The sequence below is a fragment of the Mesobacillus boroniphilus JCM 21738 genome, from assembly GCF_000517385.1.
Taxonomy (GTDB): domain Bacteria; phylum Bacillota; class Bacilli; order Bacillales; family Cytobacillaceae; genus Mesobacillus; species Mesobacillus boroniphilus.
In genome coordinates this window covers 13513-40315 of the sequence record NZ_BAUW01000033.1, presented here as the reverse complement: position 1 = coordinate 40315, position 26803 = coordinate 13513, and the positions used below count along the sequence as shown (strand labels likewise).

General features: G+C 36.7%; 21 protein-coding genes and 2 pseudogenes. 20 read left to right on the top strand and 3 right to left on the bottom strand.

Translation table 11 applies throughout. The annotated features are described in order from the left end of the window. Positions 1-666 precede the first annotated feature (666 nt). From JCM21738_RS25755 to mqo, 16 genes and pseudogenes are all read left to right on the top strand, one after another. A complete protein-coding gene (locus tag JCM21738_RS25755) occupies positions 667-969 on the top strand; it encodes an MFS transporter (protein ID WP_243462984.1) in 303 nt (100 codons plus the stop codon). Continuing rightward, entirely contained in the window at positions 951-1799 is an 849-nt protein-coding gene (locus JCM21738_RS11055; protein WP_369385717.1) for an MFS transporter, read from the top strand. The genes JCM21738_RS25755 and JCM21738_RS11055 overlap by 19 nt, the downstream gene beginning before the upstream one ends. Positions 1800-2361: 562 nt before the next feature. Further along, positions 2362-2796, top strand: coding sequence for a recombinase family protein (locus JCM21738_RS11050; protein ID WP_023613419.1), 435 nt, complete (start codon positions 2362-2364; stop codon positions 2794-2796). Positions 2797-3123: 327 nt separating this feature from the next. Further along, the gene (locus JCM21738_RS24350) at positions 3124-3288 is read left to right on the top strand and encodes a hypothetical protein (RefSeq protein WP_023613420.1); all 165 of its coding nucleotides are present in this window, start codon (positions 3124-3126) and stop codon (positions 3286-3288) included. A 236-nt stretch (positions 3289-3524) separates the two neighbouring features. Beyond that, positions 3525-4880, top strand: coding sequence for a recombinase family protein (locus tag JCM21738_RS11040; protein WP_023613422.1), 1356 nt, complete (start codon positions 3525-3527; stop codon positions 4878-4880). Between the two features lie 16 nt (positions 4881-4896). Then, complete coding sequence (locus tag JCM21738_RS11035; protein ID WP_023613423.1) at positions 4897-6456, top strand: recombinase family protein; 1560 nt, start codon at positions 4897-4899, stop codon at positions 6454-6456. A 232-nt stretch (positions 6457-6688) separates the two neighbouring features. Continuing rightward, complete coding sequence (locus tag JCM21738_RS11030; protein ID WP_023613424.1) at positions 6689-6904, top strand: hypothetical protein; 216 nt, start codon at positions 6689-6691, stop codon at positions 6902-6904. 123 nt (positions 6905-7027) lie between these two features. Continuing rightward, complete coding sequence (locus JCM21738_RS11025) at positions 7028-7354, top strand: recombinase family protein (protein WP_023613425.1); 327 nt, start codon at positions 7028-7030, stop codon at positions 7352-7354. Between the two features lie 440 nt (positions 7355-7794). Further along, complete coding sequence (locus JCM21738_RS11015) at positions 7795-9309, top strand: recombinase family protein (protein WP_023613427.1); 1515 nt, start codon at positions 7795-7797, stop codon at positions 9307-9309. 581 nt (positions 9310-9890) lie between these two features. Further along, a complete protein-coding gene (locus tag JCM21738_RS11005) occupies positions 9891-10289 on the top strand; it encodes a hypothetical protein (protein ID WP_035209370.1) in 399 nt (132 codons plus the stop codon). Beyond that, positions 10286-12094: a hypothetical protein gene (locus tag JCM21738_RS11000; protein ID WP_035209369.1), complete on the top strand. Its 1809-nt coding sequence runs from the start codon at positions 10286-10288 to the stop codon at positions 12092-12094. The genes JCM21738_RS11005 and JCM21738_RS11000 overlap by 4 nt, the downstream gene beginning before the upstream one ends. A 100-nt stretch (positions 12095-12194) precedes the next feature. Next, positions 12195-12920: a PIN domain-containing protein gene (locus JCM21738_RS10995; protein WP_243462983.1), complete on the top strand. Its 726-nt coding sequence runs from the start codon at positions 12195-12197 to the stop codon at positions 12918-12920. Continuing rightward, the gene (locus JCM21738_RS25750; RefSeq protein ID WP_243462982.1) at positions 12920-13231 is read left to right on the top strand and encodes a hypothetical protein; all 312 of its coding nucleotides are present in this window, start codon (positions 12920-12922) and stop codon (positions 13229-13231) included. Before JCM21738_RS10995 ends, JCM21738_RS25750 begins: the two co-directional genes overlap by 1 nt. Before the next feature lie 66 nt (positions 13232-13297). Beyond that, positions 13298-13921 (top strand): hypothetical protein, encoded by a 624-nt coding sequence (locus JCM21738_RS10990; protein ID WP_023613431.1) that lies wholly within the window; start codon positions 13298-13300, stop codon positions 13919-13921. Positions 13922-14174: 253 nt separating this feature from the next. Then, positions 14175-15505, top strand: a pseudogene (locus tag JCM21738_RS10985) (CoA-disulfide reductase). A gap of 246 nt (positions 15506-15751) precedes the next feature. Further along, positions 15752-17302 (top strand): annotated as a pseudogene (gene mqo / locus JCM21738_RS10980) (malate dehydrogenase (quinone)). A gap of 582 nt (positions 17303-17884) precedes the next feature. Here the strand turns inward: mqo and ahpF are convergent. After that, positions 17885-19414, bottom strand: coding sequence for an alkyl hydroperoxide reductase subunit F (gene ahpF, locus JCM21738_RS10975; protein WP_023613434.1), 1530 nt, complete (start codon positions 19412-19414; stop codon positions 17885-17887). Positions 19415-19428: 14 nt separating this feature from the next. Beyond that, positions 19429-19992 carry an alkyl hydroperoxide reductase subunit C gene (gene ahpC, locus JCM21738_RS10970; RefSeq protein ID WP_023613435.1) on the bottom strand — a complete coding sequence of 188 codons (564 nt, stop codon included), beginning with the start codon at positions 19990-19992 and terminating at the stop codon, positions 19429-19431. A gap of 310 nt (positions 19993-20302) precedes the next feature. Here ahpC and JCM21738_RS10965 point away from each other — a divergent pair, with 310 nt between their 5' ends. Genes JCM21738_RS10965 through JCM21738_RS10955 form a run of 3 tightly spaced genes read left to right on the top strand, consistent with a single transcriptional unit; the run spans position 20303 to position 22686 of the window. Continuing rightward, positions 20303-21253 carry a heme-dependent oxidative N-demethylase family protein gene (locus JCM21738_RS10965; RefSeq protein ID WP_023613436.1) on the top strand — a complete coding sequence of 317 codons (951 nt, stop codon included), beginning with the start codon at positions 20303-20305 and terminating at the stop codon, positions 21251-21253. An 8-nt stretch (positions 21254-21261) separates the two neighbouring features. Next, entirely contained in the window at positions 21262-21708 is a 447-nt protein-coding gene (locus tag JCM21738_RS10960) for a dimethylamine monooxygenase subunit DmmA family protein (RefSeq protein ID WP_023613437.1), read from the top strand. An 18-nt stretch (positions 21709-21726) separates the two neighbouring features. After that, a complete protein-coding gene (locus tag JCM21738_RS10955) occupies positions 21727-22686 on the top strand; it encodes a PDR/VanB family oxidoreductase (protein ID WP_023613438.1) in 960 nt (319 codons plus the stop codon). Positions 22687-22736: 50 nt separating this feature from the next. Here the strand turns inward: JCM21738_RS10955 and JCM21738_RS10950 are convergent, their stop codons facing one another. Beyond that, positions 22737-23966: a dicarboxylate/amino acid:cation symporter gene (locus JCM21738_RS10950; protein WP_023613439.1), complete on the bottom strand. Its 1230-nt coding sequence runs from the start codon at positions 23964-23966 to the stop codon at positions 22737-22739. 430 nt (positions 23967-24396) lie between these two features. On the opposite strand from JCM21738_RS10950, the gene JCM21738_RS10945 reads away from it, so the two are divergent. Then, entirely contained in the window at positions 24397-26799 is a 2403-nt protein-coding gene (locus tag JCM21738_RS10945; RefSeq protein WP_023613440.1) for a S8 family serine peptidase, read from the top strand. Positions 26800-26803 lie beyond the last annotated feature (4 nt).

Sequence of the window (26803 nt, the reverse complement as noted above, 5' to 3'; positions counted from 1 at the left end):
TTTAAAAGATGATTTATGGATACGTACTAACACTAGTAGAAAAGGTTACAGCAAAATGTATTACTTTGCTGTGTTACATAGGAAACAAGAATTACTCTGTGAGCTCATTCCCATCAATACTGGTTCAAACTTTTCATTTTCCATTAATTGAAGTTCTAGAATCTCTTCCATTTAAATTCCCTCCTTTTTCAAGATGGTTTATGGATATTTAAGTACTAAACACTAGTAGAAAAGGTTGCAGCAAAACGAATTACTTTGCAGTATTACATAGGAAACAAGAATTACTCTGAGAGCTCATTCCCATCAATACTGGTTCAAACTTTTCATTTTCCATTAATTGAAGTTCTAGGATCTCTTCCATTTAAAAATCCCTCCTTTTTCCAATTCCTCTTCCCATTTAAAAGTCTAAATTATCTGTCTATTATAAGTCAACAGTTCTTTTGGAAATTATTTGGATAATATTTTTTTTAAAATATATTCCATTTTTTTTGTAAATATAGTATAATCTATAAATAATTGAATTTTTAAAAAATATTAAGGGGGATTTTCTTTGGAACCTTTAGGGGAAACTGGTTATAGTATAAAAACTCCTGCTAAACGTAATATGGGTTTAATAGTAGCAGTTCAGCTTTAGGTACACTTGCAGATGCTATTTATACTCTCACCGTGGCATGGTTTGTACTTGATACTACTAATTCGGCATTTATAACTTCTTCTATTTATGCTATTACTTTTATTATTAACGTATTCTTAGGACCTTTTGTTGGTGTACTGGTAGATAGAACTAATCCAAAAAAAGCAATGCAACGAGCTTATTTAGTAATGGGAATTATCGGAGTTTTTTTGGCTTTTTCATACATATTTTGGAGTGAATATATTATTATCACTGTTTTAGCAATGGTTGTAGTAAATGATTTGGCACAAGCTTTATTCATCCTTCCAGGAGTAGGATGCTTCCTAGTCTTATAGGGATGAAACGGATCCCAGAAGTATCAGGTTATATGTCTTCAATTAATAACACAGCTTCTTTAATTGGAAATTCTATAGGTGGATTATTACTTTCATTGATTGGATTTATTGGTGTTATGGTAACCCACACTTTTATTTTTATGTTCGCCGCAATTCTTACCTCATGGTTATTACTTCCAAAATGGGGAGATGAAGGCGAAAAAAAGAATGTAGTTGTTAATAATTATTGGAAGGATTTTAAAGATGGAGTCTCTGTATTGCGTAATCACCAAGTTCTTTTAATTCTTTCTTTGGTCAATATGGGTACAAATATTGTATCAATAGGTCACTTGTATATAGTTATTTTTAAAAAACAATATGGAGTAACCGCTTTTCAATTTGGGTTATTAGAAGCAACTGGAGTAGCAGCTTCTATAATAACAGGATTATTGGTAGGGAAAATAATAAAAAAAATAAAACCAGTACATATTTTAAGTTTTTCACTAATAATTCCTGGCTTATGTATGATTGGCTTAGGTTATAGTACATCTTTGGCTCTCGCGTTCACACTTATATTTATTCAAACAGCTTGTGGTGTCTTCTATGGAGTAGTGTTTGGTACACTTTTAATTACACTAGTAAAACAAGAGTACCGGGCACGGGTAGATTCTCTCGTAATGAGCATTTCATCATTTGTGATGCCAGTAACTGTTTTATTAGGCGGATTATTAGCAGATTTAATATCCATAAAGTACATTTTTTATTTTGCGGGAATTTGGGTTTTTATGATGGGATTTCTCCCATATATGAATAAAGAGGTTAGAAATATGAAAGACGTAGGAACAAGTTAAATATTAATATTTATGAATAGATCTTTTCTTTAAATCAATTGAAAAAAATACACAGTCTTGGTACTAAGATACCACTTAATTAAGATAGAGTAGTATATGTTAAAAAGCCTATGGTATTAATATGTTTTCTAGTTGACATAAAATGATTGAGCAAGATAAATTACTAGAATAAAATTATATCCGAAAAGAGAATGATGGAAAGTTTTTAGTCGTTAATGATTTTGAATGATTAATGTGTTCTTATAGTAACAGGAATGGAAGGCTTTATGAAAGCTAATACAACAATGAGACAAAATAAATAATAGTTCACGGAAGACTAAAAAAAATAGAATTTTTTTGTCCTTATAATTGAAATTCAATTTTATCTGGTATATTATTTAATTAATTCAATAAGCAAAAATAATAACTAAAAGCGAAGCACGCTAGGTTACATGTTGCTACCGATCTATTATTGGTGGCCATGTTCCTTGCGTGCTTTTTTTGTTGCAGAAGGAGGACTGTTACTAACAAACGAGCCAGCCTTTGTTGGAGAATTACTATAAAAAAATGGAGGAAGAAGTAGATGAAAAACAAAAAAATAACTGCCGTTTATGCTAGAACTAGCTCACGAAAGCAAAATTTAAAATTTCAATTAGAAGCTGCATACCCCTATATAAAAGGTACTGAACAAGAAGGTTTGCTCTACTTTATTGACGACGGAGTTTCTGGATCATCTCAGCCATTTGAACTAAAAAAACTACTTGATCTAATTAGAAAAGATTTAGTAGATACTTTGGTAGTTTATGAACGCAGTCGGTTGACATCTAGTTTGGATAGCTATCTACAATTAATCAATTTAATCGACAGGCATCAAGTTAAGGTAATCTTTACTGTAGCAGAAGAAGAAAGGATTGGAGACATATATACAGAAGGCTTAAAGGCTTTGTTAAAGAAATACGAAAGTATTATGTTGTCCAACCGTATAAAAGATGGTTTAAAATTAAAACAGAACAGGTAGATAGAGAATAGAACCGTTTTCAATCCAACATACTTTGTCCTAGAAAGAGAGAAATTCTTTCACTCCCTTGCCTAAATGTAAAAAATTCTGTCTGGACTGTTGACGAAATAATTTATTCATGATAAAAATAAATTTAGAAAGATAATTAGAACGTACATTCGCGGTAATGATCGCATTAATTTAAAATACAGAGATAAACGGAAGGACCGGATTATCTTGTGTATATCAATTTCCTATGGAGATTGAGTACTACACAAGAGATTCGGTCCTTTTTTGTTTCTGTAACAGTAGTCTATCTTTCTATGAATATCATAAGGAGGATTATAAATGAATAAGGCTTTTGAGAAATATGATTTCCCACAATCAAGTCCGAAGAAGATTCTTATTCCGAGATTGATCCATAAAGATACACAGCCTAAGGTGGCTTTTCAATTAAAGTTGGACTTTATGGAACAGGACTCGAAAGACAACATAAAAGAAAAGGGAGTATAAACCGTACATCTCCTGTCAAGTATGTTTATAACACTACTTGGAGGAGATGATTACTTGTCAAAATCAAGGATAACTAAAATTACTTACTCACAAGACCTTTCGGTAGAATCTGCTGTGTGGGTGCAAAAATTAATTACCAAACTGTTAATCAATGAATTAGACATTGATTGCTCTGTTAAGGCAAAGCTCCTCCACTCAGCAGATCAAAGGTTCAGATACAAAGGAGGTAACTAACTTTGCAGAAAAAACTGGTTCTCGTTTATTCGCGAGTCAGTTCGAGCTCGCAAAATTTACGTGAACAACTTGATGCCGCAAAAAAAGTATTGAAGGCTAAAAACATAAATGAGGATGATGTGCTTTTTCTTGAAGATTTCAATGTTTCTGCAACAAAAAATGATGCAAATAATCGTCCAGCTTATAAGAAATTACAGAAATTAATAAGAGAAGGTAGAGTAGCTGTAGTTATTATTTACGCTCGTGATAGAGTACAACGGGATTTTTATGAAGCCTCAGAATTCAATGAACTTGTTAATCTTTATGATGTAGAAGTGATATACACCGCTTCTAATGAAATACCTTTCAACAAAAATTCCAGTATTGAGAATTTCTACGGAATATTTAGTCAGCAGGAAGGTAAGAACATCGGAAGACGTACCAATGATGCGATTAAAAGATATCCAGGGAAAGTCATTGGATTTGAACGCATTGAAGAAACGCAAGAGAATGGTAAAAAGAAATTACGTTTCTCTTTAGATAATAAACGAAGTAATACGATCAAATCATTATTTGAAGAATTTAGCCGGATTCAAACAAAGGAAGAGTTTGTTAGTGTCTTGGCAAAGTATGGTAGAGAGTTAAGTGGACATGCAACAGTAATGAAAATTTTACAAAGGCCATTCTACTCGGGGCATTGTTTCACTGATTATGGCTATGACGAACTCGATCATGTGGAGGCTCTCATTTCACTGGATTTGTTTGAAAAAGTCCAAGCTATCCTTAACCAATTTATTGAGGAATACAATGAGACTGTCTCACGAGCAAAAGACAAGGTGATACTTAATCCCGTTTGTGGGGTTTGTAATAAAGTAATGGTATTCAAAAAGGTCCTAGACAAACCTTCTTACTTTGTATGTGGTTCCCATCATAAGAAAGTGGTAGTCGAATTAGATGAATTCAATAAGATTATTGAAGAAACAATCATGAAAGAAACAGAGCTATTTGTTTTAAAAGAATATAAATCTATTTTCAAGATGCATCTTCGTGGTGTAATTGATAATCTGACTTATCATAAACAACATAAAGAACATCTACTTAATAAATCAATGTTGTCTTTAGCCAGTAATTTTCACTCTAAATACGAGAAATTGAAGTTGGAAATCCAAAGAACTCATGAAGAAATACAAGGAATCGATCATGAAATTACTTTATTACAATCCTTGAGTAATGAAATAAAAACTATTTCACAAATTGTACAACCTGCTCTTGGAAGCCTAACAAAAACTGAATTGGAAACTTTAATAGAGCTCCTTATTAAGGATGTTAAGGTTCATCAAGATTATTTTGAAATAGATTTTTATTCTCTAGTCAAATAGAAAGGAGTTATTTAAAGTGGTGGCAACCCTTAAACCTGCTGTAGGTTACTTACGGAATTCAGACAATAAGCAAAAAGATAATCATTCAGAAGGAATTCAAAAGAGAATGATTACTGAGAAGGCGAAACAAGAAGGGTATGACATCATTAAATGGAGATTTGATGAAGCTGTAAGTGGTTATCGAAAGCGAGCATCTAAACGTAAAAATATGCAGTTACTACTTGATGATGCAAAAGAGGTTGATGCAATTTTTTTCTATGATGAGTCCCGTTTAACCCGCAAAATTTATGACTTTCAGCGGGAGATTTATCTTCCTATTAAGGACCGATTTCCAAAGATAAAATTCTATAGCTCTGAATCAACTAGTGGTGAATGGGATCCAAACGATCCTTTAGTCCAAGCAAAGTTAGTTTTTGCTGCTGAAGAATCGAATATTAAATCTAAGCGAGCAAAAGATGCACAACTCAGCATTCTCGCAAATAATGATTCTGACAAACCAAGTCGTCCAGGTACAAGAACACCTGTTGGATATGATTTAGTCGAAGGTATTTTAATGCCAAACGCTGATTCCCCAATTGTTACTAGGATATTTGACATGGCATCTTGGGGATATTCAAATGAAAAAATTAAAGATATTTTAAATACTGAACAAGTTAAAACTAAGCATATAAGCCGATGGCATAGCAGTACTATCGATTACATTCTAAAGAATATTGTGTATGCAGGTCATCTTAGTTGGTATGTTAAGCAATCTCAATCTTCCATGAGTGATATAAAGAACGAAGATTTGGAACCTTTTAAGGATGTACATGAACCAATTATTTCTCCTGTAATGTTTTCTGTTGTTACACAGGTTAAAAGCTATAAGAAAAGATACGGCAAGCTAGAAACATCATTTTTCCTTAGGAACCTTTTGTATTGCAGCCAGTGTAACACAGCGTTCAAGACAAAAGATAATTCACCTAAAGGCAAAAGTGGGAAATATCAAGTGTATCGGTGCCAAAACTGCAAAATAAATATTAACGCCGATGACATTCATGCAGAAGTTAAAACAGATTTGTCAAAGAAATGGACATCAAATCTGCATCAAATGATAGACGAAAGCAAGTCTGCCCTATCAGGTTGGATGAAAACATTAAAAGTATGGAAAAAATCAGTAGAACAAACTGAAGAGAGAATTCTCTTTAATGAGCGAATGTTAGGCCAACAAGAAGAGCAAGAAGACATTGTAACTATCTTTAAAAGCTCTAAAGAACTAATAAAGGAAGAAAAGCTTAAAATTAATCAAGCAATCGAAAAGATTGAATTGCTTAACAATGACGAGGCATTGCTTGTGGTATACTCTCATTTCAAAAAAGCAGATATCTCCTCATTATCAAATAACGAATTAAGGACTTTGTACTTAACTTTCATAGATAAAATCCAGGTAACATATAGCAGAGATAAAGACTTCAAACTCTCTATTAATTATAGACTGAACCCCTTCGTTGATCTTGAAACATCTACTGGTCAAATAACCGAAGAATTAATGAAACAACTGCCTGAAAAACCGAAAGACCTGAAAATGAAAAAATAAACAAAAATGTCTTATCTCAAAATCTTTGATATCAAGGGATTTTGGAGATAGTTAATCGGTGAAGTAACCACAAAAGGATACTTTTCTGTATGAAAAATCGAATACGTTATTTACTTTATGGTCAAAAAACCGAAAGTTTAAACGTTATTGAAAAACATTTTAAAATTCATTTTCGCTTATGTTCGCCATTCAAATAAGAACTATTTATCATAAGGAGTAAGGAGGAATTTAAATGTATAATACTTTAACAAATCCTAGAAAGCGTATTGCAGTAGGATATATGAGGGTAGCAACAAAGGAACAATTGCTATCACCCGCACGAAATCTTAAGGCTAATCAAACTAATAAATCGTATGCAATGGCAAAAAAACTTATGGAAACTAAATATGATTATCAGTGTCTTTCAAAAGTCCATAGTCTTATTAGGGAAAAGATTCATAAAAAATAGTAGGTAGGCATTTAATCAACCAAAAACTTAATTCACCTCTTAGTAGCAGATGATGATCGTTAAGTTGTAGGTCTTAATTGCGGAAGCTCCGTAGATAAACTTTTTGTAGGGAATGAAAATACAATGAATAGCAAAATTGAAAGTGTCTTATATATTCGTTCAGCAAATAATTACAAAAAATCTTTAGACTTACAAAGATTAGCAGGAGAAAAGTATGCCAAACAAAATTCAATGTCATTAAGCATCATTGAAGATGCCCAATCATTCGGAATTACCCCATTTAATGAACGTGCTGGTTTACGATGGCTAATTCTAATTAAAATTGTAATCGTTGACTCTCTTATTAGAATTAGTCGTGATTTAAATCAAGTTTTGTCATTCGGTTCCCTAATGGAAAAGCACAATGCAAAGCTAAATGTCCTTGATGAAGCTGATGTATACAGAAGTTAAAATCTATTGCAGATACTATTATTAACTAACGAATCATATTGAAAACTGGCACCTTGTCATGCTTTATAACAATAAAGATTCTTAAAAAAAATGTTATATGAACAAGCGGAAGCACCGCTAGCAAATCTGTTGAAGGAATTACTTTTTCCTTTCGACGGTTGTTAGTGGTGCTTTTTTTATCTAAGGAAAATGATGAATCGTATTGTTTCAGATATGAATTCCATAATTTTTCTGCTCATAACAATTTCTGATAGGGGTGTTAATAATGAAAAAAACATACAAGTTGATTACAACCAACATTATGAATCAGTTTTAACTACTGAAGAAGATTTGGAGAAGGTTAAGGCATTAGACTTTTTACACTACTTTTCAGATTTAATAATTAAATATTCGCATCAAATAGAATTGAATCTTAGAAGTAAAAGTGAGGAAACAACTTAATGAGGAAAAAAAGAGCTGTTGGTTATAAAAGAAGAAGTCCTCGATCAGAAAAGGAGTTTGGAAACACGTCTTTAGAAAAACAAGAGGATGAAATTATCAATTATTGTAATAAAAACAACATAGAACTAGTTGATATTTATGTCGATGATTTAAAGTCAGGTAGTTCATTTAAGGGTAGAGACGGTTTTATTGAAATGTACAACAGAGTGTTAAAAGAAGAAGAGGAAATAGACTATATAATTGTCTATAAGCAAGATAGACTCTCTCGTGATTCGTTAGATACATTGTATTTAATGAAGAAACTAAACCAAATTGACAAACATATTATATCAATAGCCGATAGCATTAATACAGAGGATTCTACAGCTAAGATCCTTGTTCATGTTTTAGCGTTAGTTGCCGAATTAGAAAGGGAATTTATCGCGTTTCGGACGAATTCGGGAATGGAAAAAAGAGCTGAAAATGGAGACTTTCTTGGCGGGAAGAATTATGGATATGAAGTTATAAATAAAAAATTATCAATACTTCCTGAGGAAGCGAAAGTCGTTAAATATATTTTTGATAAGTACTCCTTAGAAAAGTGGGGATATAAAAAGATTGCTGCAAACCTTAATGTTCAAGGAATTAAGACTAAAAATCGAAAAGAGTGGACAGTTAATGCAGTTAAAACGGTACTTGAGAACCAGCGGTATATAGGGAATAGCAAATGGCGAGGGGAATATACAAAAGGGCAACATACTCCAATCATTGAAAAGACTTTATGGGATGAAACAAGGAAGGTTATGCAAGTAAGAAGTTTCACACCTCAAAAGGTACATCCAGGATCTTTCCCACTGAGCGGAATACTTAAATGTCCACAATGCAGGGGACCAATGGTTCAAGGCAACAGTGGTCCGAAATATAAGTATTATCAGTGCAATAAGAATAAAAACAGCGGCAGTAGTGTATGTTCTTCCAATCTCATTAAAAAGGAGTATGCTGAAGAATTTGTACTAAAGGATTTCTTGCATCATCTCAAGGAAAAAGTTTCACCATCAACTATTTACTCTGTTACACAGTCAATATTAAAATATGAATTAAACCCTTTGGAGCATGAAGCTAGTAATCTAAAAAAACAGATAGAAAAGCTAGAGCGAGAGATGATAAAAATAATGGAACATTCTAGTGACCCATCTCTTAATTTAGATAACAATATGATAAAAAACCATTTAGCAACAAAACAAGAGGAAATAAACAAAATAAAATCTGCTCTTGCTGATATTTCAAACCAAATTAAGTTGAAACAAAATGACTCTATAATGGATATTATAGAATTTTCTATCAAGAACTTTAAAGATTTTTACCATACGCTCTCTGATGATGAAAAGAAGATATTTTTTCATTCTGTAATTAAAGAAATTCAGGTAACTAAAGGGCATAAAACAAAAGATCGTCTTATAAAGGATGTTATATATCATTTTGATTTGGAAGAACTTAATAACTTAGAGGATAATATTTTGAAAAAAATTAATTAATACTATATATTCCTCATTCTATACCCAGGGTAATTCCTCAAATGAATTGCTCTGGGTTTCGTTATAGTTATGGGAAATTGCTTTAGGAATGGTAATAAAACCCAACTTTTTTTAAAAATAATAAATGTACGTTATCATTCTTTTGCTGGAAATCATTATCCAGTATAATTAAACTAGCAAAATCAATTGAATGATTATTATCACAAGCCTTACATAATTGGAGAAATATCAATAACTTTCTGTTTATATCCCTAATCTCTAGAGATATCTTCATCATCTTTGATTCCTCCATTCTCTCAATGTACAAAATTTCAACCTTTACTTTTGGAACTGTCTGATTGGCCAACTTTTCGTATTAACAAAACACATCAAATATTAAATGTGATATTGCCATTGAGTATGTTAATTATCTTAGTACAGGATGACCAGATTAATTTGATTTAACAGCTTCTTTATTTGTAATTATCTTTTGACTAAGGGGCTTTTGATTTCATACAGTCGGCTTTTAAGTATCACCTACTCTCTATAATATTTTGAAATAAGGTCTCATAAGAGAATTTTTTAAGAGGAGTGATTAGAATATGAAGCAGGAAAACCAGTCGCTAGATGTCTTGCCACTAATGAAGATTACAGAGGTGGAGAAAAATATAGCGGAAAGCCTTGTGAAGATTAGGAGTAAAATTTCTAAGGCCAACCCTTTAATCACTATGATTCAATTATATATACACAAATGTATTAACTTACTTGGGAACATTGAGGCATCGGTGTACGGTAATGTTAAGCCATATGAAAATAAAATGCTAGACTTCACACAAAGCCTATTGATAACTACTAACTGTGATTTAGTGGGTGGATCTTTAGACAAAGATGAAATCAAAGAATATTTAGAGGAACTGGAAAAAATATTTAATGCAGCAGCTTCATATGTGGTTGTCGCCCCAAAAGACGAGTTGATTAAGTATCTCAAGGAATGCAAATGAATGTCTCAGGTACCTTGTATCCTTTTTTTGAAAGGGAGCATTTTACAGATATATTGACTCCATACACAGATTTATTAAAAGAAATCTTTGGCATAACAAGCTTTGAAGTGGTAGAGGGCCTCTTGGCAATCAGTAGAAACTTACGCACTATGGGATTTATGGAAGCTTTGGTAGATACCGTTGATTCGCCAGAAGGAGAATTGTCAGATGAAGTCTTATTCAATTTGGGTGAATACTTTAATGTTGAACGAATTACAGGTTGGCCTATAGACTTCATTAAGGAATTATCACTTCAACAAGGTGAGTGTAAAGACTTCTATGAAAATGATCTACAAGTAATGTTAAAAGAACCTCCCTTAAAGTATAGGCCATTCATATGTATTGGAGGTAAGTATTACTGTTTTTCCATCGATAATTTGATTGATAACTTTTATAGAACAGTCCTGAGAGCTATGCGGAGGAAAAGAGAGAGCATTACAACTAGGATTAATGACATTCAAAAAGATTTATCAGAGTCATTACCCTTTAAATTATTTAAATCCATACTGCTTAAATCCCAAATGTTTCAAACGGTCTTTTACAAAGCACCAGTGGGAGCAAACGGAAAAAATGAATGGTGCGAATGTGATGGTGTTATTCTCTTTGATGATGTAATGATTATTATAGAAGTAAAAGGTGGAGCGTTATCACCAGTTTCACCATTTTCGGATGAAGAAGCTTACAAAAAATCATTGAATGACTTAGCTAAAAATCCTTATGAACAATCTCTAAGATTATTTGATGAATACAAGAGGTCAGGGAAGATAGATTTATTTCGCAAAGAGAGCAAAAAGCGTTATGAATTTATTACTTCAATTGAAAATATTACCTTTGTCCAAGCCTGTTGTGTTACTTTAGATGATTTTAACGAAATAGCTTCTCAAATTGAAAAGACAGAATTTATAAAAAAGAGTGATCTTCCTGTATGGTGTGTTTCTATAAACGATTTACGAGTATATCCAGAACTTTTTGATTCTCCAAGTTTGTTCTTAAATTATCTATATCAAAGGAGCCATGCTGCTAAGAACCCTTATATAAAGCTCAATGATGAGCTGGATCATATAGGAATGTATTTTGCATATAATGACTATTCTACGCGTATTAAAGAGATTACTAATGAAGAAGACATAGGAGAAATATATATTGCTAGTCATAGAGAGGAAATCGATGCCTACATGGCAAGAAAAATCAATTCTAACCTTAGTGATGATGAAGGTGAAAGTTTCTTTGATCTCTTTTTTGGGCCTTCATCCAAACCTAAACAAGAGATGGAATTGATGTTTGAACAATTGATTAATTTGTTAGATAGTACAAAGGATTATTTATGTATAAGGGTTGCTAGATATTTTCTGTTATTAGACTCTTATTCGCGAGATAGCCTTAATGAATTTCTTTCATCAAGAAGTAAAAAACTTTTAGAATTTAAACATCGTAAAGCAATATTAACCCCATATATGGCATTTAACTATAAAAAAGAAGACAGAATCAATAAGTTGCCTGTTATGATGATTTTCCTTCTTCATGCATCCAATAAATTATTTAAGGATGTGGTTCAACGCAAGCGTTTCTTAATGGAAAGAGTAATATATGAAGATGAGCCAACCTATTGCATATTGGTGGGAATAAATAGAAATAAAGAGTTAAAAAAGGTAATTACTCATGTTATTGAACCTGATCACTTTCAAATGTTATCAGAGTCAGCATACCAGTTACTAAAAGACACAAGAGAGAAGATAGGTAATTCACGTAAGTTTAAAGAATTTTAAAATAAATAGATCGAATAATAACTTCTGGGAATAGGGTTTAAAAGGGGGCACTTACCATTTTAGAATTACTGAAAGGATTCAACTAAAAAGGAGATTCACTATGTCTTATTTAATAATTTTAGATACAAATATAATTTTTAATGACTTCTTTTTCAAATCCTCTGATATGAAAAAGTTACTCAAATATACTCGACATGAACCAGTAGATCTTTGCCTAACAAAGTTCAATTATTATGAGATTTTAAAAAAATACCGAGATGAAGTCCGGCCACTTTTCAAAAAGGTAAAAAGTACAAAAAGTGATTTGATAAAGCTAGGGGTATCAGAGATAATTGATTTTGAAAATTTAAAAGTTGAAAAGATTACTGAGAAATATAAAATTTTTTTAGATAAAACAATTGAAGAGAATGCCATAAAAATTATCGACTTTCCTTCATCACCTGGTATTACGGAAAAAATTTCTAACAAATATTTTAATAATATAAAGCCATTTGACGAAAATAAAAGTTCTTTTCAAGACTCCATTATATGGGAAAGTATTGTGGAATATTGTAATGATAATAAACCAGAAAATATTGTATTTATATCAACTAATCATAAGGATTTTGCAAATAAGGACCAAAAAAGTATACACGAGGATTTAGCAAATGATTTACAAGATTTAGCTTATTTTAATTCAATATCAGCATTTTTAGAAAGTGAAGAAGACAATTTAAAGGACTATTTTATTGATAACTTTGAGTATGAGACACAAATGATAAAGGATGAACTAAAACTATTTTTTGAGGAAAATGATTTTCTTCAAATACCATTGATGATATGCTAATGAATTCACAATTTGATGGCGAATATTTTAGTGGTTGGGGTACTGATGGGTATATTGAGGACTATAGCATTACTTTAAATGAAGTTTCACTAGACATTGAAGAAAACGCAATGCTAATATCTTGTAACATTGAAGTTGATTTGAGTTTTAGTATAGAAACTGTCGATCCAACATATGAAAAAGGAGACCCCGGTGATGGTATGATTTCAGAGAGCAGCAGTACAAAAGTACTGATACAGAGTAATATAACCTATTTATTAGACGATAAAGAATTTATAGATTACGTTGAATTAGATAACGAGTATTTCTAAGATTTATGAATTGTGAAAACATCCGTTATATAAGAGTGAAAATCAAAAGTAAGGTGATTGAAATCAATGAAAGATATATTTTCGTATAACGTCGATATAAATAAAACAGCATACATGAATTGGCGTACAAAAAAACATAATCCTATACATAATATGATTATAATGGCAGATGGATTTATAGAGTCTTCACTTATATTAGCTGAAGATGCTATTAACAAAAATATAAACAAAAAAGCAGACATAATTATTTTTCCAATACTCTTTAATGTAAATCATGGAATTGAATTATACCTCAAAGCGATTGCCTGGACTTTAAATATACTAATGGAAAATGAATATAAAATTGAAGGCAGCCATAATATAAAACAAATTTTGAGTATTGTTAAATCGAAGGTTTTAAAATTTGAAAAAGAGCAGGAAAAAAGAGAACAATTTTTAAAAATGATTCTAAACTTGGAAGCTTACGTTAGGGAACTAAGTGAAAGGATAGAATTAGCAGAAACCAAGAAAAAAGATAATATGGATTTTTCGAGATATCCTTTTACCAATAATTATATTCCACATTTTTATATCCGTACATTTGATAATATTGCCATAGATCTGGAAAATTTTATTTTGAGATTTAGAGAAATAGGTAAAAATTTAAATCTGATAGCTAGTCATTATTTTTATGATTACCTGGAAGTTTAAGAAGGTATCATTACTTCTCATTTACTGAGACAACTACTGTCCTAATTAAAAGGAGCATTGGAAAAAGTTCTCAATGCTCCTTTTTGCCTCTTAAATAACTACGGTGAACCGTATCACAAGTGATGGCAGAAAAAGTTTCGGAGTAGTTCTTTGATTTTCGCAAAGATTTTTCTGAAGTCACCTATATCTAAATCTAATTCCCAATGTTTAAAGTTTAATAATAAATGGATACACAAAGATTGGAGGGATGAAGATGAAAATACTTATTATTGGTGGAGATGCAGCAGGCATGAGTGCTGCGATGCAAATGGTAAGAAACAGCTCTGGACATGAAATCACTGTTTTAGAAAAGGGAGGCGTGTATTCATACGGACAATGTGGCCTGCCTTATGTGATCAGTGGGAAGATTGAGTCCACAGATCGGTTAATCGCTCGCACTCAGTCTACTTTTAAAGAGAAATATGGCATTGATGCACGAGTATTCCATGAAGTCCAAAAGGTAGACTCAGAAAATAAAATGGTAAGTGGAATAAACCATAGTAATGGTAAAACGTTTAGCCTGCCATATGACCGCCTTCTGATTGCAACTGGTGTAAGCTCGGTCGTTCCAGAGTGGGAAGGTGTGACACTTCCAGGTATTTTCTCATTAAAGACCATCCCTGATGCAAAGGCAATCATGGATTATTTGAAAAAAGATATAACTACTGTGACGGTGATTGGCGGCGGATATATTGGGCTTGAAATGGCCGAAGTTTTGCGGAGCTCGGCAAGAAGATAACCATCATTGAAAGAAATGAGCAATTAGCCAAAATATTTGATCCAGACATGGCCGAACTGATTCATGAAGAAGCAGTAAAGCAAAACATTGTGTTAAAAATGGGTGAATCCGTGGAAGCATTCGGTGGAAGTGAGCATGTGGAATCTGTGAAAACCGATAAAGGGGAGTATGAAACAGATTTGGTGCTAGTCGCTGTAGGAGTGAAGCCCAATATTTTATTTTTAGAAGGAACAGGAATCAAAATCAGTGTAAATGGTGCGATTCAAGTAAATGCCTATATGCAAACCAGCATTAAAGATATCTATGCGGCAGGAGATTGTGCCACACAATATCACCGGGTAAAAGAAAAGGATGATCATGTCCCATTGGGGACTCATGCCAATAAGCAGGGACAAATCGCTGGATTGAACATGGTTGATGTACATAAAACGTTTAAAGGAATTGTAGGCACTTCAATTATTAAGTTCTTCGATTTAACCCTGGGAAGAACAGGCCTATCAGAAAAAGAGGCCAACTTGCTGAACATCCCCTATGGTTCTGTAACCATTACAGCAGCTGATATCGCTGGTTATTATCCTGATGATAAAAAAATGAAATTGAAACTTGTCTATCATAAGGCGACACATAAGATTCTTGGCGGGCAAATAATTGGGGAAAATGGTGTGGACAAACGGATCGATGTATTAGCGACGGCAATATTTCATTCGATGACGATCGACGAGCTGCTTGATTTAGATCTGGCTTATGCTCCCCCGTATAATGGTGTATGGGATCCTATTCAGCAAGCAGCTAGGAGAGTAAAGTAGCTGGTAACAGCAGTAATCAACACTGTCGACAAGCTTTGTTTTCATTGAGTTTATCGACTTTTCAGGGCTGCTTTTAAGACCAAAGTCTTTGTAAATTAGTTAAGATTTTTATTTTACTTTTGTTTGTTCCTAAACCATATGGAGAGACTTCTCACTTTTTTACTATGGAAAAGTAGTTTATAATAATCAGTATATGGTAGATATTTTAATGTAAGTCTTTATAATAGATTATGTTATGGTTTGAACATGGACGGAAAAGGTGTGGTCCTGGGTGGAACTGAAGCAGGCGCACCTACTCAAATATTAGGGATAAGGAAGGGTATAATGAGCAACGTACAGAAAGCAACAGACGTTATCTTAATTGGTGCCGGAGTCATGAGTGCGACGTTGGGATCCTTACTGAAAGAGTTAGCACCAGAATGGAACATTAAAGTGTTTGAAAAACTAGCATCTGCAGGTGAAGAGAGCTCCAATGAGTGGAATAATGCGGGTACTGGGCACGCTGCTCTGTGTGAGTTGAATTATACACCTGAAAAACCCGACGGATCGATAGATATTAGTAAAGCAATTAACGTAAATGAGCAGTTCAAATTTCAAGACAATTTTGGTCTTATCTTGTAAAAAGCAATTTGATTCGTAATCCTCAGGACTTTATCAGGGCGCTGCCTCATATGAGTTTAGTAGAAGGCGAAAAAAATGTGGAGTTTTTGAAAAAACGGTTTAAAGCGCTTTCGGATATTCCTATGTTTCAGGGAATGGAATACTCCGAAGACCCTGAAAAACTGAAGGAATGGATCCCATTAGTCATGGAAGGCCGTACCTCTAATGATCCGATAGCAGCAACAAAAATTGATTCAGGAACAGATGTTAACTTTGGTGCGTTAACTCGTATGTTGTTTGATCATCTTGAGAGAAAAAAATGTCGAGATCAATTATAACCATAGTGTTAAAGATATAAATCGTACAAGTGATGGATTATGGGAGCTGAAGGTGCATAACCTTGAAAGCGATAAAACTGAATATCATACTGCAAAATTCATTTTTATCGGCGGCGGTGGCGGAAGTCTGCCATTACTGCAAAAGACAGGTATTCCTGAATCCAAACGTATTGGCGGATTCCCTGTTAGTGGACTGTTCATGGTTTGCAACAATCCAGAAGTAGTAGAACAGCACCATGCAAAGGTGTATGGAAAAGCCAAGGTAGGCGCTCCTCCGATGTCAGTCCCTCATCTCGATACAAGATTTATCGATAATAAGAAAAGCCTACTGTTTGGGCCGTTTGCCGGTTTCTCACCAAAGTTCCTGAAAACAGGATCGAATATGGATTTGATTGGGTCAGTGAAACCGAATAATGTGATTACTATGTTGGCAGCAGGCATGAAAGAAATGGCATTGACTAAGTACCTGATCGAGCAGGTTATGCTATCGCATGAAAAACGGATGGAGGAACTCCGTGAATTCATTCCGAATGCGAAAAGCGAGGATTGGAGTATCGTAGTCGCAGGACAGCGTGTACAGGTCATCAAGGACACCGACACTGGCAAAGGGACACTACAGTTCGGTACAGAGGTTGTAAGCTCCTCTGATGGCTCGGTAGCCGCATTGCTAGGTGCATCACCTGGTGCATCCACTGCCGTAACCGTCATGCTGGAAGTGCTGGAAAAATGCTTCCCAGAGCAAATGTTTGAATGGAAAGATAAAATCAAGGAAATAGTTCCTACCTATGGCGTCTCATTAGTGAACAACCCAGGGCTGTTCCATGAAATCCATGAATCAACTGCCAGGTGCTGGGATTGAGCGATAAAGAGAGAGTTTATAGCTGATTTGCATATGTGATGGAGAAAAACCTTTGATCCCGGTTGAGGATTGAAGGTTTTATTGTTGTGGGGCAATAATTGGGGCGGTCCGTTTTAAGACCAAGCGTATTATTTTGACAGGTTTCAGGTGGAAGAGCCCAAAGCTGTCAAGAAAAAGCCGTAATTGTGACAGGTTTCAGGTGGAAGAGCCCAAAGCTGTCAAGAAAAGGCCGTTATTGTGACAGCTTTCAAGTGATAGAGCCCAAAGCTGTCAAGAAAAGACCGTAATTGTGACAGGTTTCAGGTGGAAGAGCCCAAAGCTGTATAGTACAGCCTGGGAAATCTCAAGGCTCATCCACAAAAAAACCACTATGCTGCATTCAGCAGCATAGCGGCTTTATCATTGGTTAGGAAACTATAAAATTTATTTAGTTGTGGATAACTACATGTAGTATTCTTAATCTAGCTCCAGCGCCTAGCCCCTCGAGTCGCTTCGGTCCGCCTAATGAAGTCAAAAAACAACTTCACTGGTCGGCCCTCCAGCGCTTGTCGGGGCTGAACAAGGCGCTTGCGCTTTTTGTTCTTAGTTGCGAATCAAGTAATCAAACGCACCTAATGCTGCGGTTGCTCCTGATCCCATTGAAATGATGATTTGTTTGTATGCACTGTCCGTGCAGTCGCCTGCAGCGAAGACGCCAGGAAGGTCTGTAGCGCCGAGCTTGTCTACGACGATTTCACCGAAGCGAGTGCGTTCAATCGTGTCGCCAAGCCATTCTGTGTTCGGTACAAGGCCGATCTGGACGAATACACCTTGTAATTCAACATGGTGTTCTTCTCCTGATGCACGGTCAATATAAGTAATTCCGTTCACTTTGTCAGTTCCCGTAATTTCACTTGTTTGTGCGTTAGTCACGACTGTGACGTTCGGAAGGCTGTACAGACGGTCTTGTAAAACCTGGTCAGCTTTAAGTTCTGGGTTGAACTCAATCACTGTTACATGCTTTACGATCCCTGCAAGGTCGATTGCTGCTTCAACACCAGAGTTTCCTCCACCGATAACAGCAACATCTTTTCCTTCGAACAATGGGCCGTCACAGTGAGGGCAGTAGGCAACACCTTTGTTCTTGAATTCAGCTTCTCCTGGTACGTTGATATTGCGCCAGCGTGCACCAGTTGAGATGATGACAGTCTTACTTTTAAGAATTGCACCATTTTCCAATTCAAGCTCAATCATGTCTTTCTTTTCCAAACGCTTTGCACGCTGAAGGTTCATGATATCCACGCCATACTCTTTAACATGCTCTTCAAGGCTTGCAACAAGCTTCGGACCTTCTGTGTGCTTCACGCTGATGAAGTTCTCGATGCCCAAAGTATCCATTACCTGTCCGCCGAAGCGTTCAGCAACGATACCTGTACGGATGCCTTTACGAGCTGCATAGATGGCTGCACTTGAACCTGCAGGGCCGCCGCCAATAACAAGAACATCATATGGCTCTTTGTCCGTCAGCTCGGAAGCCTCAGGGCCAGAGCCCATTTTAGCAAGAATTTCTTCCAGTGACATACGGCCGCTTCCGAATGGCTCACCATTCAAGAGAACCGTTGGCACAGCCATGATTTGCTTGCTTTCCACTTCATCTTTGAATGCTGCACCGTCAATCATGGTATGTGAAATGCCCTGATTTTGAATGCTCATCAAATTCAGGGCTTGTACAACATCAGGACAGTTATGGCAGCTCAGGCTGACATAAGTTTCAAAACTATACTCACCTTTAATTGCCTTAACCTGATCAATGACTCTCTGGTCAACCTTAGGAGCTCTGCCGCTAACCTGCAGCAAGGCAAGAACTAATGAAGTGAATTCATGTCCTAAAGGAATACCTGCGAAAGTCACTCCAGTGTCTTCGCCAATACGGTTGACACTGAAGCTAGGTGTTCTATCTAACTCGGCATGCTCCACTTTAATACGGGATGACATTGTTGCCAATTCATCGACTAAAGCCAGCATGTCTCGTGATACATCATCCGATCCTGCGCTAACTTTAAGCAGCACATCGCCCTCCATCATTTGAAGATATTGGGCTAATTGTGCTTTTATATCTGCATCTAATAACATGGGAGTGTACCTCCTTAAATCTTTCCTACAAGATCAAGGCTTGGCTTAAGTGTTGCTTCGCCTTCTTTCCATTTAGCAGGGCAAACTTCGCCTGGGTTGTTGCGTACATATTGTGCTGCTTTGAGCTTGCTTACTACCTGGCTAGCGTCACGGCCAATTCCGCCTGCGTTGATTTCAACAGTTTGGATAACGCCGTCTGGATCGATGATGAAAGTTCCGCGCTCTGCAAGGCCATCTTCTTCGTTCAATACATCGAAGTTGCGAGAAATCTTCTGAGAAGGGTCGCCAATCATGATGTACTCGATTTTGCCGATTGCTTCTGAGTGATCATGCCATGCTTTGTGAGTGAAGTGAGTATCAGTAGAAACAGAGTAAACTTCTGCTCCCATTTCCTTCAATGTAGCATATTCGTTTTGCATGTCTTCAAGCTCAGTAGGGCAAACGAATGTGAAGTCAGCTGGATAGAAAATAACTACGCTCCACTTGCCTTTAAGGTTTTCTTCAGTAACAGTGATGAATTCCCCCTTGTGGAATGCGTTTGCTGTGAATGGTAAAACTTGAGTACCGATTAATGCCATGATTAATTTCCTCCTTGAATGGTTGAATTATTTTTTGAAGAAATAGTTTCACTGATAGAGTTCAGTTAACTATTCGGTAAACTAGAATAATTCTAATACAGTAATGATTATTATATAAAACTAATTAAGTGTCAAGTGATAAATTCCCGGCTTTTAATACTTCATCATTATTTCAGAAAAAAGACACATTTATACCGCAGTTTATAACTTGCCTGTATAAGCTTGTCCAACTTTGCTCCTTGTAATGAATTCATCAGCAAACTTATGTATAGTATTAAGTAGATGAAAAATTCAGAAAAGGAGAAATTGAATGGTTCCTGTTGAGAATATACGCTCATTTCCATATCCATTTGGTGAAAATAATATATATAGATATTCTAACAATGCAATTCCATTAAATCCACCAATTGCAATCGAAGTGACGGAATCTTATATAGAAGAATTGAATTTGAAAAGAGAGCTGCTGAAAAAGCATCACGAACGCTGTTATCATTCAGAGTCCCATACAATGGATGCCAAGTGGGAAGCATTAGACTTGATTCTGAATCAATTGTCCGAATATTATCCTGAGAAATTTAAACTTATTACGAATGATGACCATTGGATATTTACTAACCTGCAAACTGGTGAAAAACAATCATTCACATTTGGGGATCATGGAACACTTGACCTGGAGCCGCTCGATTTTGTCGGTCGGCATGTCCAGGAAGACCTTATTTTGATGATGCAGCGGGATGGTGATCTTTATTTAGATGCGGGACAGCTCTGTTTTCCTGCAAACTGGTCGTTATTTTTTGATGCGGGGATGTCATTTAAAGAAATACATAAGCAGATTCCAGGATTCCAATCAGACTCTCTTGATGAACGCATCCTTCAGTTCTTGATGAGAATCGAGGCAGGAATCCCATGGTGGAGGAAAAACTGGTCACTGATGGCAGGAAACCGGCTGGATACATCGCTTGAAATATTTGCGGAATGGGGCCAGGCTCGTAAAAAAGTGACGAAAGATAATGTTGGTCAGTTTGTGCATCTACGGGTGGAGGTCCAAAGATTATTCCGCCTTCCAAAAAGCTACGGGATCTTATTTACGATCCACTCCCATATGCTTCCGCTTAAAAAATTCATTCAACACACACTGTGGCTGGAGCAACTTTCGGCAATCCTCCAAGAGCTTCCGGAATTCATTGCTGACTATAAAGGAATTTCTCTATACCGTGAACTTGTCCTGGAATATCTGGAAAAGGAATTGGGGAAAAGGTGATTCAAGATATGTTTTCCTATATGGAGGGTAAGAGGAAGTTTTTATTTTGTACGGATTCCGAAGGGGTTAGAAATCTCCATTTTCTCGTTTGCCGGGCATTGAATGAGAATGTGCCATTTGATTTTCATATTTTCCAAGAAGAAAAAGAAGAAAGTTTTTTGAGCGATTGGTTCAGCAAACAGAAAATGGGGGCTTACTTATACATTTCCGGTAAAGATGATTTTGTTAAAAGGATAAAAGACGTAGCAATAATGGCTGGATTTACTGAACATGACATGCAATTACTTATTAACGGACCTGTTAAGAAGAAACTGATTTGCTGCACATGCCACGGGGTGAAAGAGGTGTCGGATCAGACACATGTCGTTTGTGTTCACTGCGGCCAGGAACTGAAAGTGTCAGACCATTATTTACGCCGTTTGGATGCCTATTTAGGCTATGTAACGATCAAATAGAACTGGAGGAGGTTTGAATTGCAGCGGAATGCTACCATTGACGTTCGCATAAAATCAATAATAAAAGAAACAGAGACGATTAAGAGATTTACCCTGCAGGCGGTGAATCGAACGGAGCTGCCGCCATTCAGTGGGGGTTCCCATATCACCACTTATTTACCAAAGTCTTCAGAGACATTGGAGAGATCCTATTCAGTCTTTAATCTATCAGAACCAGATTCCATTGAAATAGCAGTCCGACTGGCAGAGCCTTCAACTGGCGGTTCTGAGTACTGGCATCACCATGTCTCAGAAGGGGATGCTTTAAAAATCAGCTACCCCAAAAACCATTTTCCTTTGAGTTTTCAGGCTAAGCATCATGTTTTTTATGCTGCTGGTATTGGAATTACTCCATTTTTATCAATGATGGCTGAGCTTAGCGAGAAAAACCAATCCTTCGAGCTTCATTATGCAGCAAAGTCAAAAGAGCAATGCGCGTTTTATGATTACTTGAACCAGACATACCGTGGGCGTTGCCACTTTTATTTTTCCCAAGGAGAGATGCCTGAACGATTAACAGCCAATAATCTTAAGGATCATCGAATTGGCACACATGTTTATTATTGTGGTCCAGAAAAAATGATCCAGGAATTCACGAGTGCAGCCAAAAGCTATGGCTATCCTGAGTTTAATGTCCATTATGAAAGGTTCGCACCTCCTGAGAAAAAGGATGCAGTCCTGTTTGGGATTACTCTGAAACAGAGTGGGAAACAACTTGAAGTGCCTGAAGAAAGTTCACTGCTGGATGTCCTTCGCCAAAATGGAATTGATATCCCGTATTCCTGCAGAGTTGGCGGTTGCGGTACATGTGAGGTGAAGGTAGCTGAAGGAGAAATTGACCATTACGACTCCTTCCTGACAGATGAACAGCGGGATTCCAATCGAACGATGTTAAGCTGTGTTTCACGCGGGAAGGGGAATGTGGTGCTTGATTTATAATTGAATATAAAAGACCGCATCTACGAGCAGATGCGGTCTCTTTGTCTTTATTAACCAGCCATTTCGGCTTTCTTCTCAGATTGATCAACTACTGCAGCACCAACGACGTCTCCGACTACATTCGATGCTGTTCCTGCCATTCCGATGATGGCATCGACGCCGGCGATCAGTGCAACGACTTCTAGCGGCAGGTCAAACATCGTCAGCACGACTGACAGGGTCACCAGACCTGCGGCAGGGATGCCAGCTGTACCAATGGAAAGGAGTGTGCCAATAAGGACGATGGTAATGAAATCAGTCAGCGAGAAGCTGATACCTGTTACATTGGCAGCAAAGACAATCGAGGCGCCCATCCGGAGCGCTCCGCCATCAGAATTGAACACAGCCCCCAGAGGTAAACTGAAATTCACCATTTTCTCGCTGATGCCAGCCTTCTTCGCACTTTCAATCGCCACTGGCAAAGAGGCAATGCTGCTGGAAGTGAAAAACGCCGTCGTGTAGGCATCTTTTGTATTAGCAAAGAAGCTTTTGACCGGAATCTTGAATAGTTTCAATGTCCCGCCATAAACAAAGATCCATAGAATAATGACCCCGATATAAAATACTGCTGTAAATTCCAACAGGGAAGTTAATGTATCCCAACCTTGTGTGCTAAAAGTGGAAGCACTTATCGCAAAAATACCGATTGGAGCGTATAGGAGGATGCCCTTTAGAATCCTGAAAAACAACTCATTCGCAGCTTCAAAAAATGTTTGCAGCTGGGCTCCATAGTTTTGGATTTTTTCCTCATTAGCAAATCTCATTCCTGAAATCGTAAAGCCAATAATAATTGCCAGGAACAGGATGGCCATTAAGTTTCCTGATGTAAAAGCTGAGAAGAAATTATCCGGGACAATATTAAAGATCACGTCTGAGATGGAAGGTGTTGCAGGCTTCTCAACCTCGGCATTAGAAAGGGTAAGAGATTTCCCTGGATTGATCCACAATGCAAGACCGAGGCCAATCAAGACGGCAGCAGCTGTTGTCGCTCCATAATAAAGCACCAGCTTACCGCCTGTCCTGCCTAATTGCGCAGGATTCATTTGATTGACTGCCAGCACAACCGTCAGGAACACAACGGGAGTAGCGATAAGATTAAGCAATTTTATTAACAGTGTTCCAAATGGCCTGAAAATCTCGGCCTCCGCGCCTAATAAAACACCAGCTAATATACCAAGTACAAAGCCGACTGTCATTTTTAAAATAAAAGATGAATTTTTGTATGAATGCCAAATGTTCAATTTCTAGTTTCCCCTCATTTTCATAAAATTGTTTTTTAACTTAGTGCTGATGACTATGTTCAAAAAACTGCGCTTAATAATAAATTACACTTGTTGACCGAAACAGACAATAGCGGAATTGGTAAAGGTGACTAAGTGGGTGGTGAAGATAGCTCTATATGCTTGTAAGTTCAGATTTTGAAGAATTAATATGAACCTTATCAAAAATTGTTAGTGTATAGGTTTTATTAGGGTTACGTGTTATTTTTTTGGTGAATATAGTCAGTATTTTTGGATAATTAAATGAAGGTTATTATGAAAGATTAGTTAATTAGTAATAGGTAAGAGATTTTTTAGATACATACTCGCTCTTTTTTCCTAAGGAGGTGCTTTTTCAGTATAGAAGAGGGAGGGTTTTAGAGAATTTTACTAGAGAGGATGAGGCGAAGGAATGAAGAGGTATTTTCCAAGAGGATTACTGACATTAGTTGCATTTGTAATGATTTTTTCTACATTTGGCTTTGGGGCAGCAGCAAATGGAGGGACAACCTCACAAATTAAATTGACTGAATTGCCTTTGGCAGAGATTTTCGGGGATATTGAACTTTCTTCAAGCAGGCCGACTTCGGTCATTGTCGAACTGGAAGCAGAATCAATTGTGGAAGCAAAGCATAAAGGAAAGAAGCAGACAAAGGCCAGCTTGAAGTCTGAACGAGGAAAAGTAATTGGTGCATTAAAGAACTCCGTGAAAAGTGCAGAGGTAAAAAGAGAGTATGACTATGTATTCTCTGGTTTCTCTGCAAAACTGCCAGCAAATGAAATTATTAAACTAATGGCGCTGCCAGGCGTAAAGGCTGTTTATCCGAATGTTCATTACACAGCTGATGTCATTTCTGCTGAAGAAATTTCTGCAGAAGAGTTTAGCCCGAATATGATGAACAGTGCTCCATTTATCGGTTCTAATGAAGCGTGGGACGCAGGTTTTACTGGAGAGGGAGTTACTGTAGCCGTAATCGATACTGGAGTTGATTACACTCACCCTGATCTTGTTCACGCTTTTGGAGATTACAAAGGGTATGACTTTGTAAATGATGATGAGGACCCACAGGAAGGTCCAGGACAATACCACGGTACGCACGTATCAGGAACAGTAGCTGCCAATGGAGCAATTAATGGGGTCGCTCCAGATGCTAAATTGCTAGGATACCGTGTCCTTGGTCCTAATGGCGGTACGACAGAAGATGTTGTAGCTGGTATCGAACTAGCTGTTCAAGATGGCGCAGATGTCATGAACCTGTCTCTAGGTAACTCATTGAATAACCCTGACTGGGCTACTTCCATTGCGCTGGATTGGGCAATGGCTGAAGGCGTAGTAGCTGTTACTTCCAACGGAAATGCTGGGCCGAATAACTGGACAGTTGGATCTCCTGGTACTTCCCGTGATGCGATTTCTGTAGGGGCAACACAGTTGCCTTATAATATGTACACATCCGAGGTTTTTACATCTGAAGGAGTGGAATATCCTTCAGCAAAAGTTCAAGGTTTTCCAAGTGATGAAGAATTACTTGCTCTAAATGACAAAGAGTTTGAGTTTGTATACGTTGGTAAAGGTGCAGCAAGTGATTTCGAAGGTAAAGATCTAGAAGGAAAAATCGCTTTAATCATTCGTGGGGATTATCCATTTGTTGACAAAGCGAAAAATGCGAAAAATGCTGGTGCTGTCGGCGCAATTATCTTCAACAATATTGCTGGAGAACATGCAGATGTTCCTGGTTTGGCAGTCCCAACTATTAAGACAACATTGGCAGATGGCGAGAAATTGCTCGCGGAGTTAGCAGCAGGCAATAACAAAGTATCATTCAATATTGCGTTTGACAAGGCAGTCGGCGAAAGTATGGCGGGCTTCTCTTCCCGCGGTCCAGTTACACATACTTGGATGATCAAGCCGGATGTGTCAGCTCCTGGTGTTAATATCGTAAGTACTTTCCCTGGCGAAGGATATGCGGCATTGCAAGGTACAAGTATGTCTTCACCACACGTTGCTGGTGCGGCTGCATTACTTTTACAGAAACACCCTCATTGGAGTACTGAAGATGTTAAGGCTGCATTGATGAACACTGCAGTAGATGTGATTGACCCAGCTACAGGTGAAGTATACGCTCATAACTCTCAGGGTGCAGGAAGCATCCGTATTGTTGATGCTTTGAATACAAAAACTCTTGTCGCTCCTGGCAGTCACTCATTCGGCAAGTTTGTGAAGGATAGCGGCAAGCAGGTAGAAAAGAACAGCTTTGAAATCAAGAATCTTTCAGAAAAAAGCAAGACATATAGCTTTGATGTGGAATTTGCTAGAAATTCTGATGGCATCAAAGTTATGACAAGCAAGAACTTAAAAGTTAACGCAGGCAAGTCCCAGCAAGTGAACTTCAATGTCCAGGTTGATACTTCCAAACTGGAACCAGGCTATTATGAAGGTACAATCATAATTAGCGACGGCACACAGGAGATTGATGTTCCGACCATCCTGTTCGTCGGTGAGCCGGATTATCCTCGTGTAACAGGAGCGTTTATGGAAAACGCAGGTGAGGATGGATACTATGTTGGTGCGTATCTGCCTGGAGGTGCTGAGGTATTAGAATACGATTTATATGTATTTAATGCTAATGGAACAATTGGAGGCTTTGTTGATACACTCGGTTCATTCACAAATGCTCCTGTTCCATACCATGAATTCCTATGGGATGGAACAGTACAGAATGGTATTGAACTTCCTAACGGAGATTGGGTACTAGCAGTTTATGTGGAACAAGCAGGGAAGGCAGAATACAAAGCCTACCTGGTAACAAAAGAATAATTTT

Excerpts from the sequence above, each read along its gene's own strand:
- JCM21738_RS11050 (WP_023613419.1), top strand. The coding sequence starts at position 2,362 with ATGAAAAACAAAAAAATAACTGCCGTTTATGCTAGAACTAGCTCACGA.
- JCM21738_RS11000 (WP_035209369.1), top strand. The coding sequence starts at position 10,286 with ATGAATGTCTCAGGTACCTTGTATCCTTTTTTTGAAAGGGAGCATTTT.
- JCM21738_RS10990 (WP_023613431.1), top strand. The coding sequence starts at position 13,298 with ATGAAAGATATATTTTCGTATAACGTCGATATAAATAAAACAGCATAC.
- JCM21738_RS10945 (WP_023613440.1), top strand. The coding sequence starts at position 24,397 with ATGAAGAGGTATTTTCCAAGAGGATTACTGACATTAGTTGCATTTGTA.
- JCM21738_RS10995 (WP_243462983.1), top strand. The coding sequence starts at position 12,195 with ATGTCTTATTTAATAATTTTAGATACAAATATAATTTTTAATGACTTC.
- JCM21738_RS25750 (WP_243462982.1), top strand. The coding sequence starts at position 12,920 with ATGAATTCACAATTTGATGGCGAATATTTTAGTGGTTGGGGTACTGAT.
- JCM21738_RS11055 (WP_369385717.1), top strand. The coding sequence starts at position 951 with ATGCTTCCTAGTCTTATAGGGATGAAACGGATCCCAGAAGTATCAGGT.
- JCM21738_RS24350 (WP_023613420.1), top strand. The coding sequence starts at position 3,124 with ATGAATAAGGCTTTTGAGAAATATGATTTCCCACAATCAAGTCCGAAG.
- JCM21738_RS11005 (WP_035209370.1), top strand. The coding sequence starts at position 9,891 with ATGAAGCAGGAAAACCAGTCGCTAGATGTCTTGCCACTAATGAAGATT.
- JCM21738_RS11030 (WP_023613424.1), top strand. The coding sequence starts at position 6,689 with ATGTATAATACTTTAACAAATCCTAGAAAGCGTATTGCAGTAGGATAT.
- JCM21738_RS11015 (WP_023613427.1), top strand. The coding sequence starts at position 7,795 with ATGAGGAAAAAAAGAGCTGTTGGTTATAAAAGAAGAAGTCCTCGATCA.
- JCM21738_RS10960 (WP_023613437.1), top strand. The coding sequence starts at position 21,262 with ATGTTTTCCTATATGGAGGGTAAGAGGAAGTTTTTATTTTGTACGGAT.
- JCM21738_RS10965 (WP_023613436.1), top strand. The coding sequence starts at position 20,303 with ATGGTTCCTGTTGAGAATATACGCTCATTTCCATATCCATTTGGTGAA.
- ahpF (WP_023613434.1), bottom strand. The coding sequence starts at position 19,414 with ATGTTATTAGATGCAGATATAAAAGCACAATTAGCCCAATATCTTCAA.
- ahpC (WP_023613435.1), bottom strand. The coding sequence starts at position 19,992 with ATGGCATTAATCGGTACTCAAGTTTTACCATTCACAGCAAACGCATTC.
- JCM21738_RS11025 (WP_023613425.1), top strand. The coding sequence starts at position 7,028 with ATGAATAGCAAAATTGAAAGTGTCTTATATATTCGTTCAGCAAATAAT.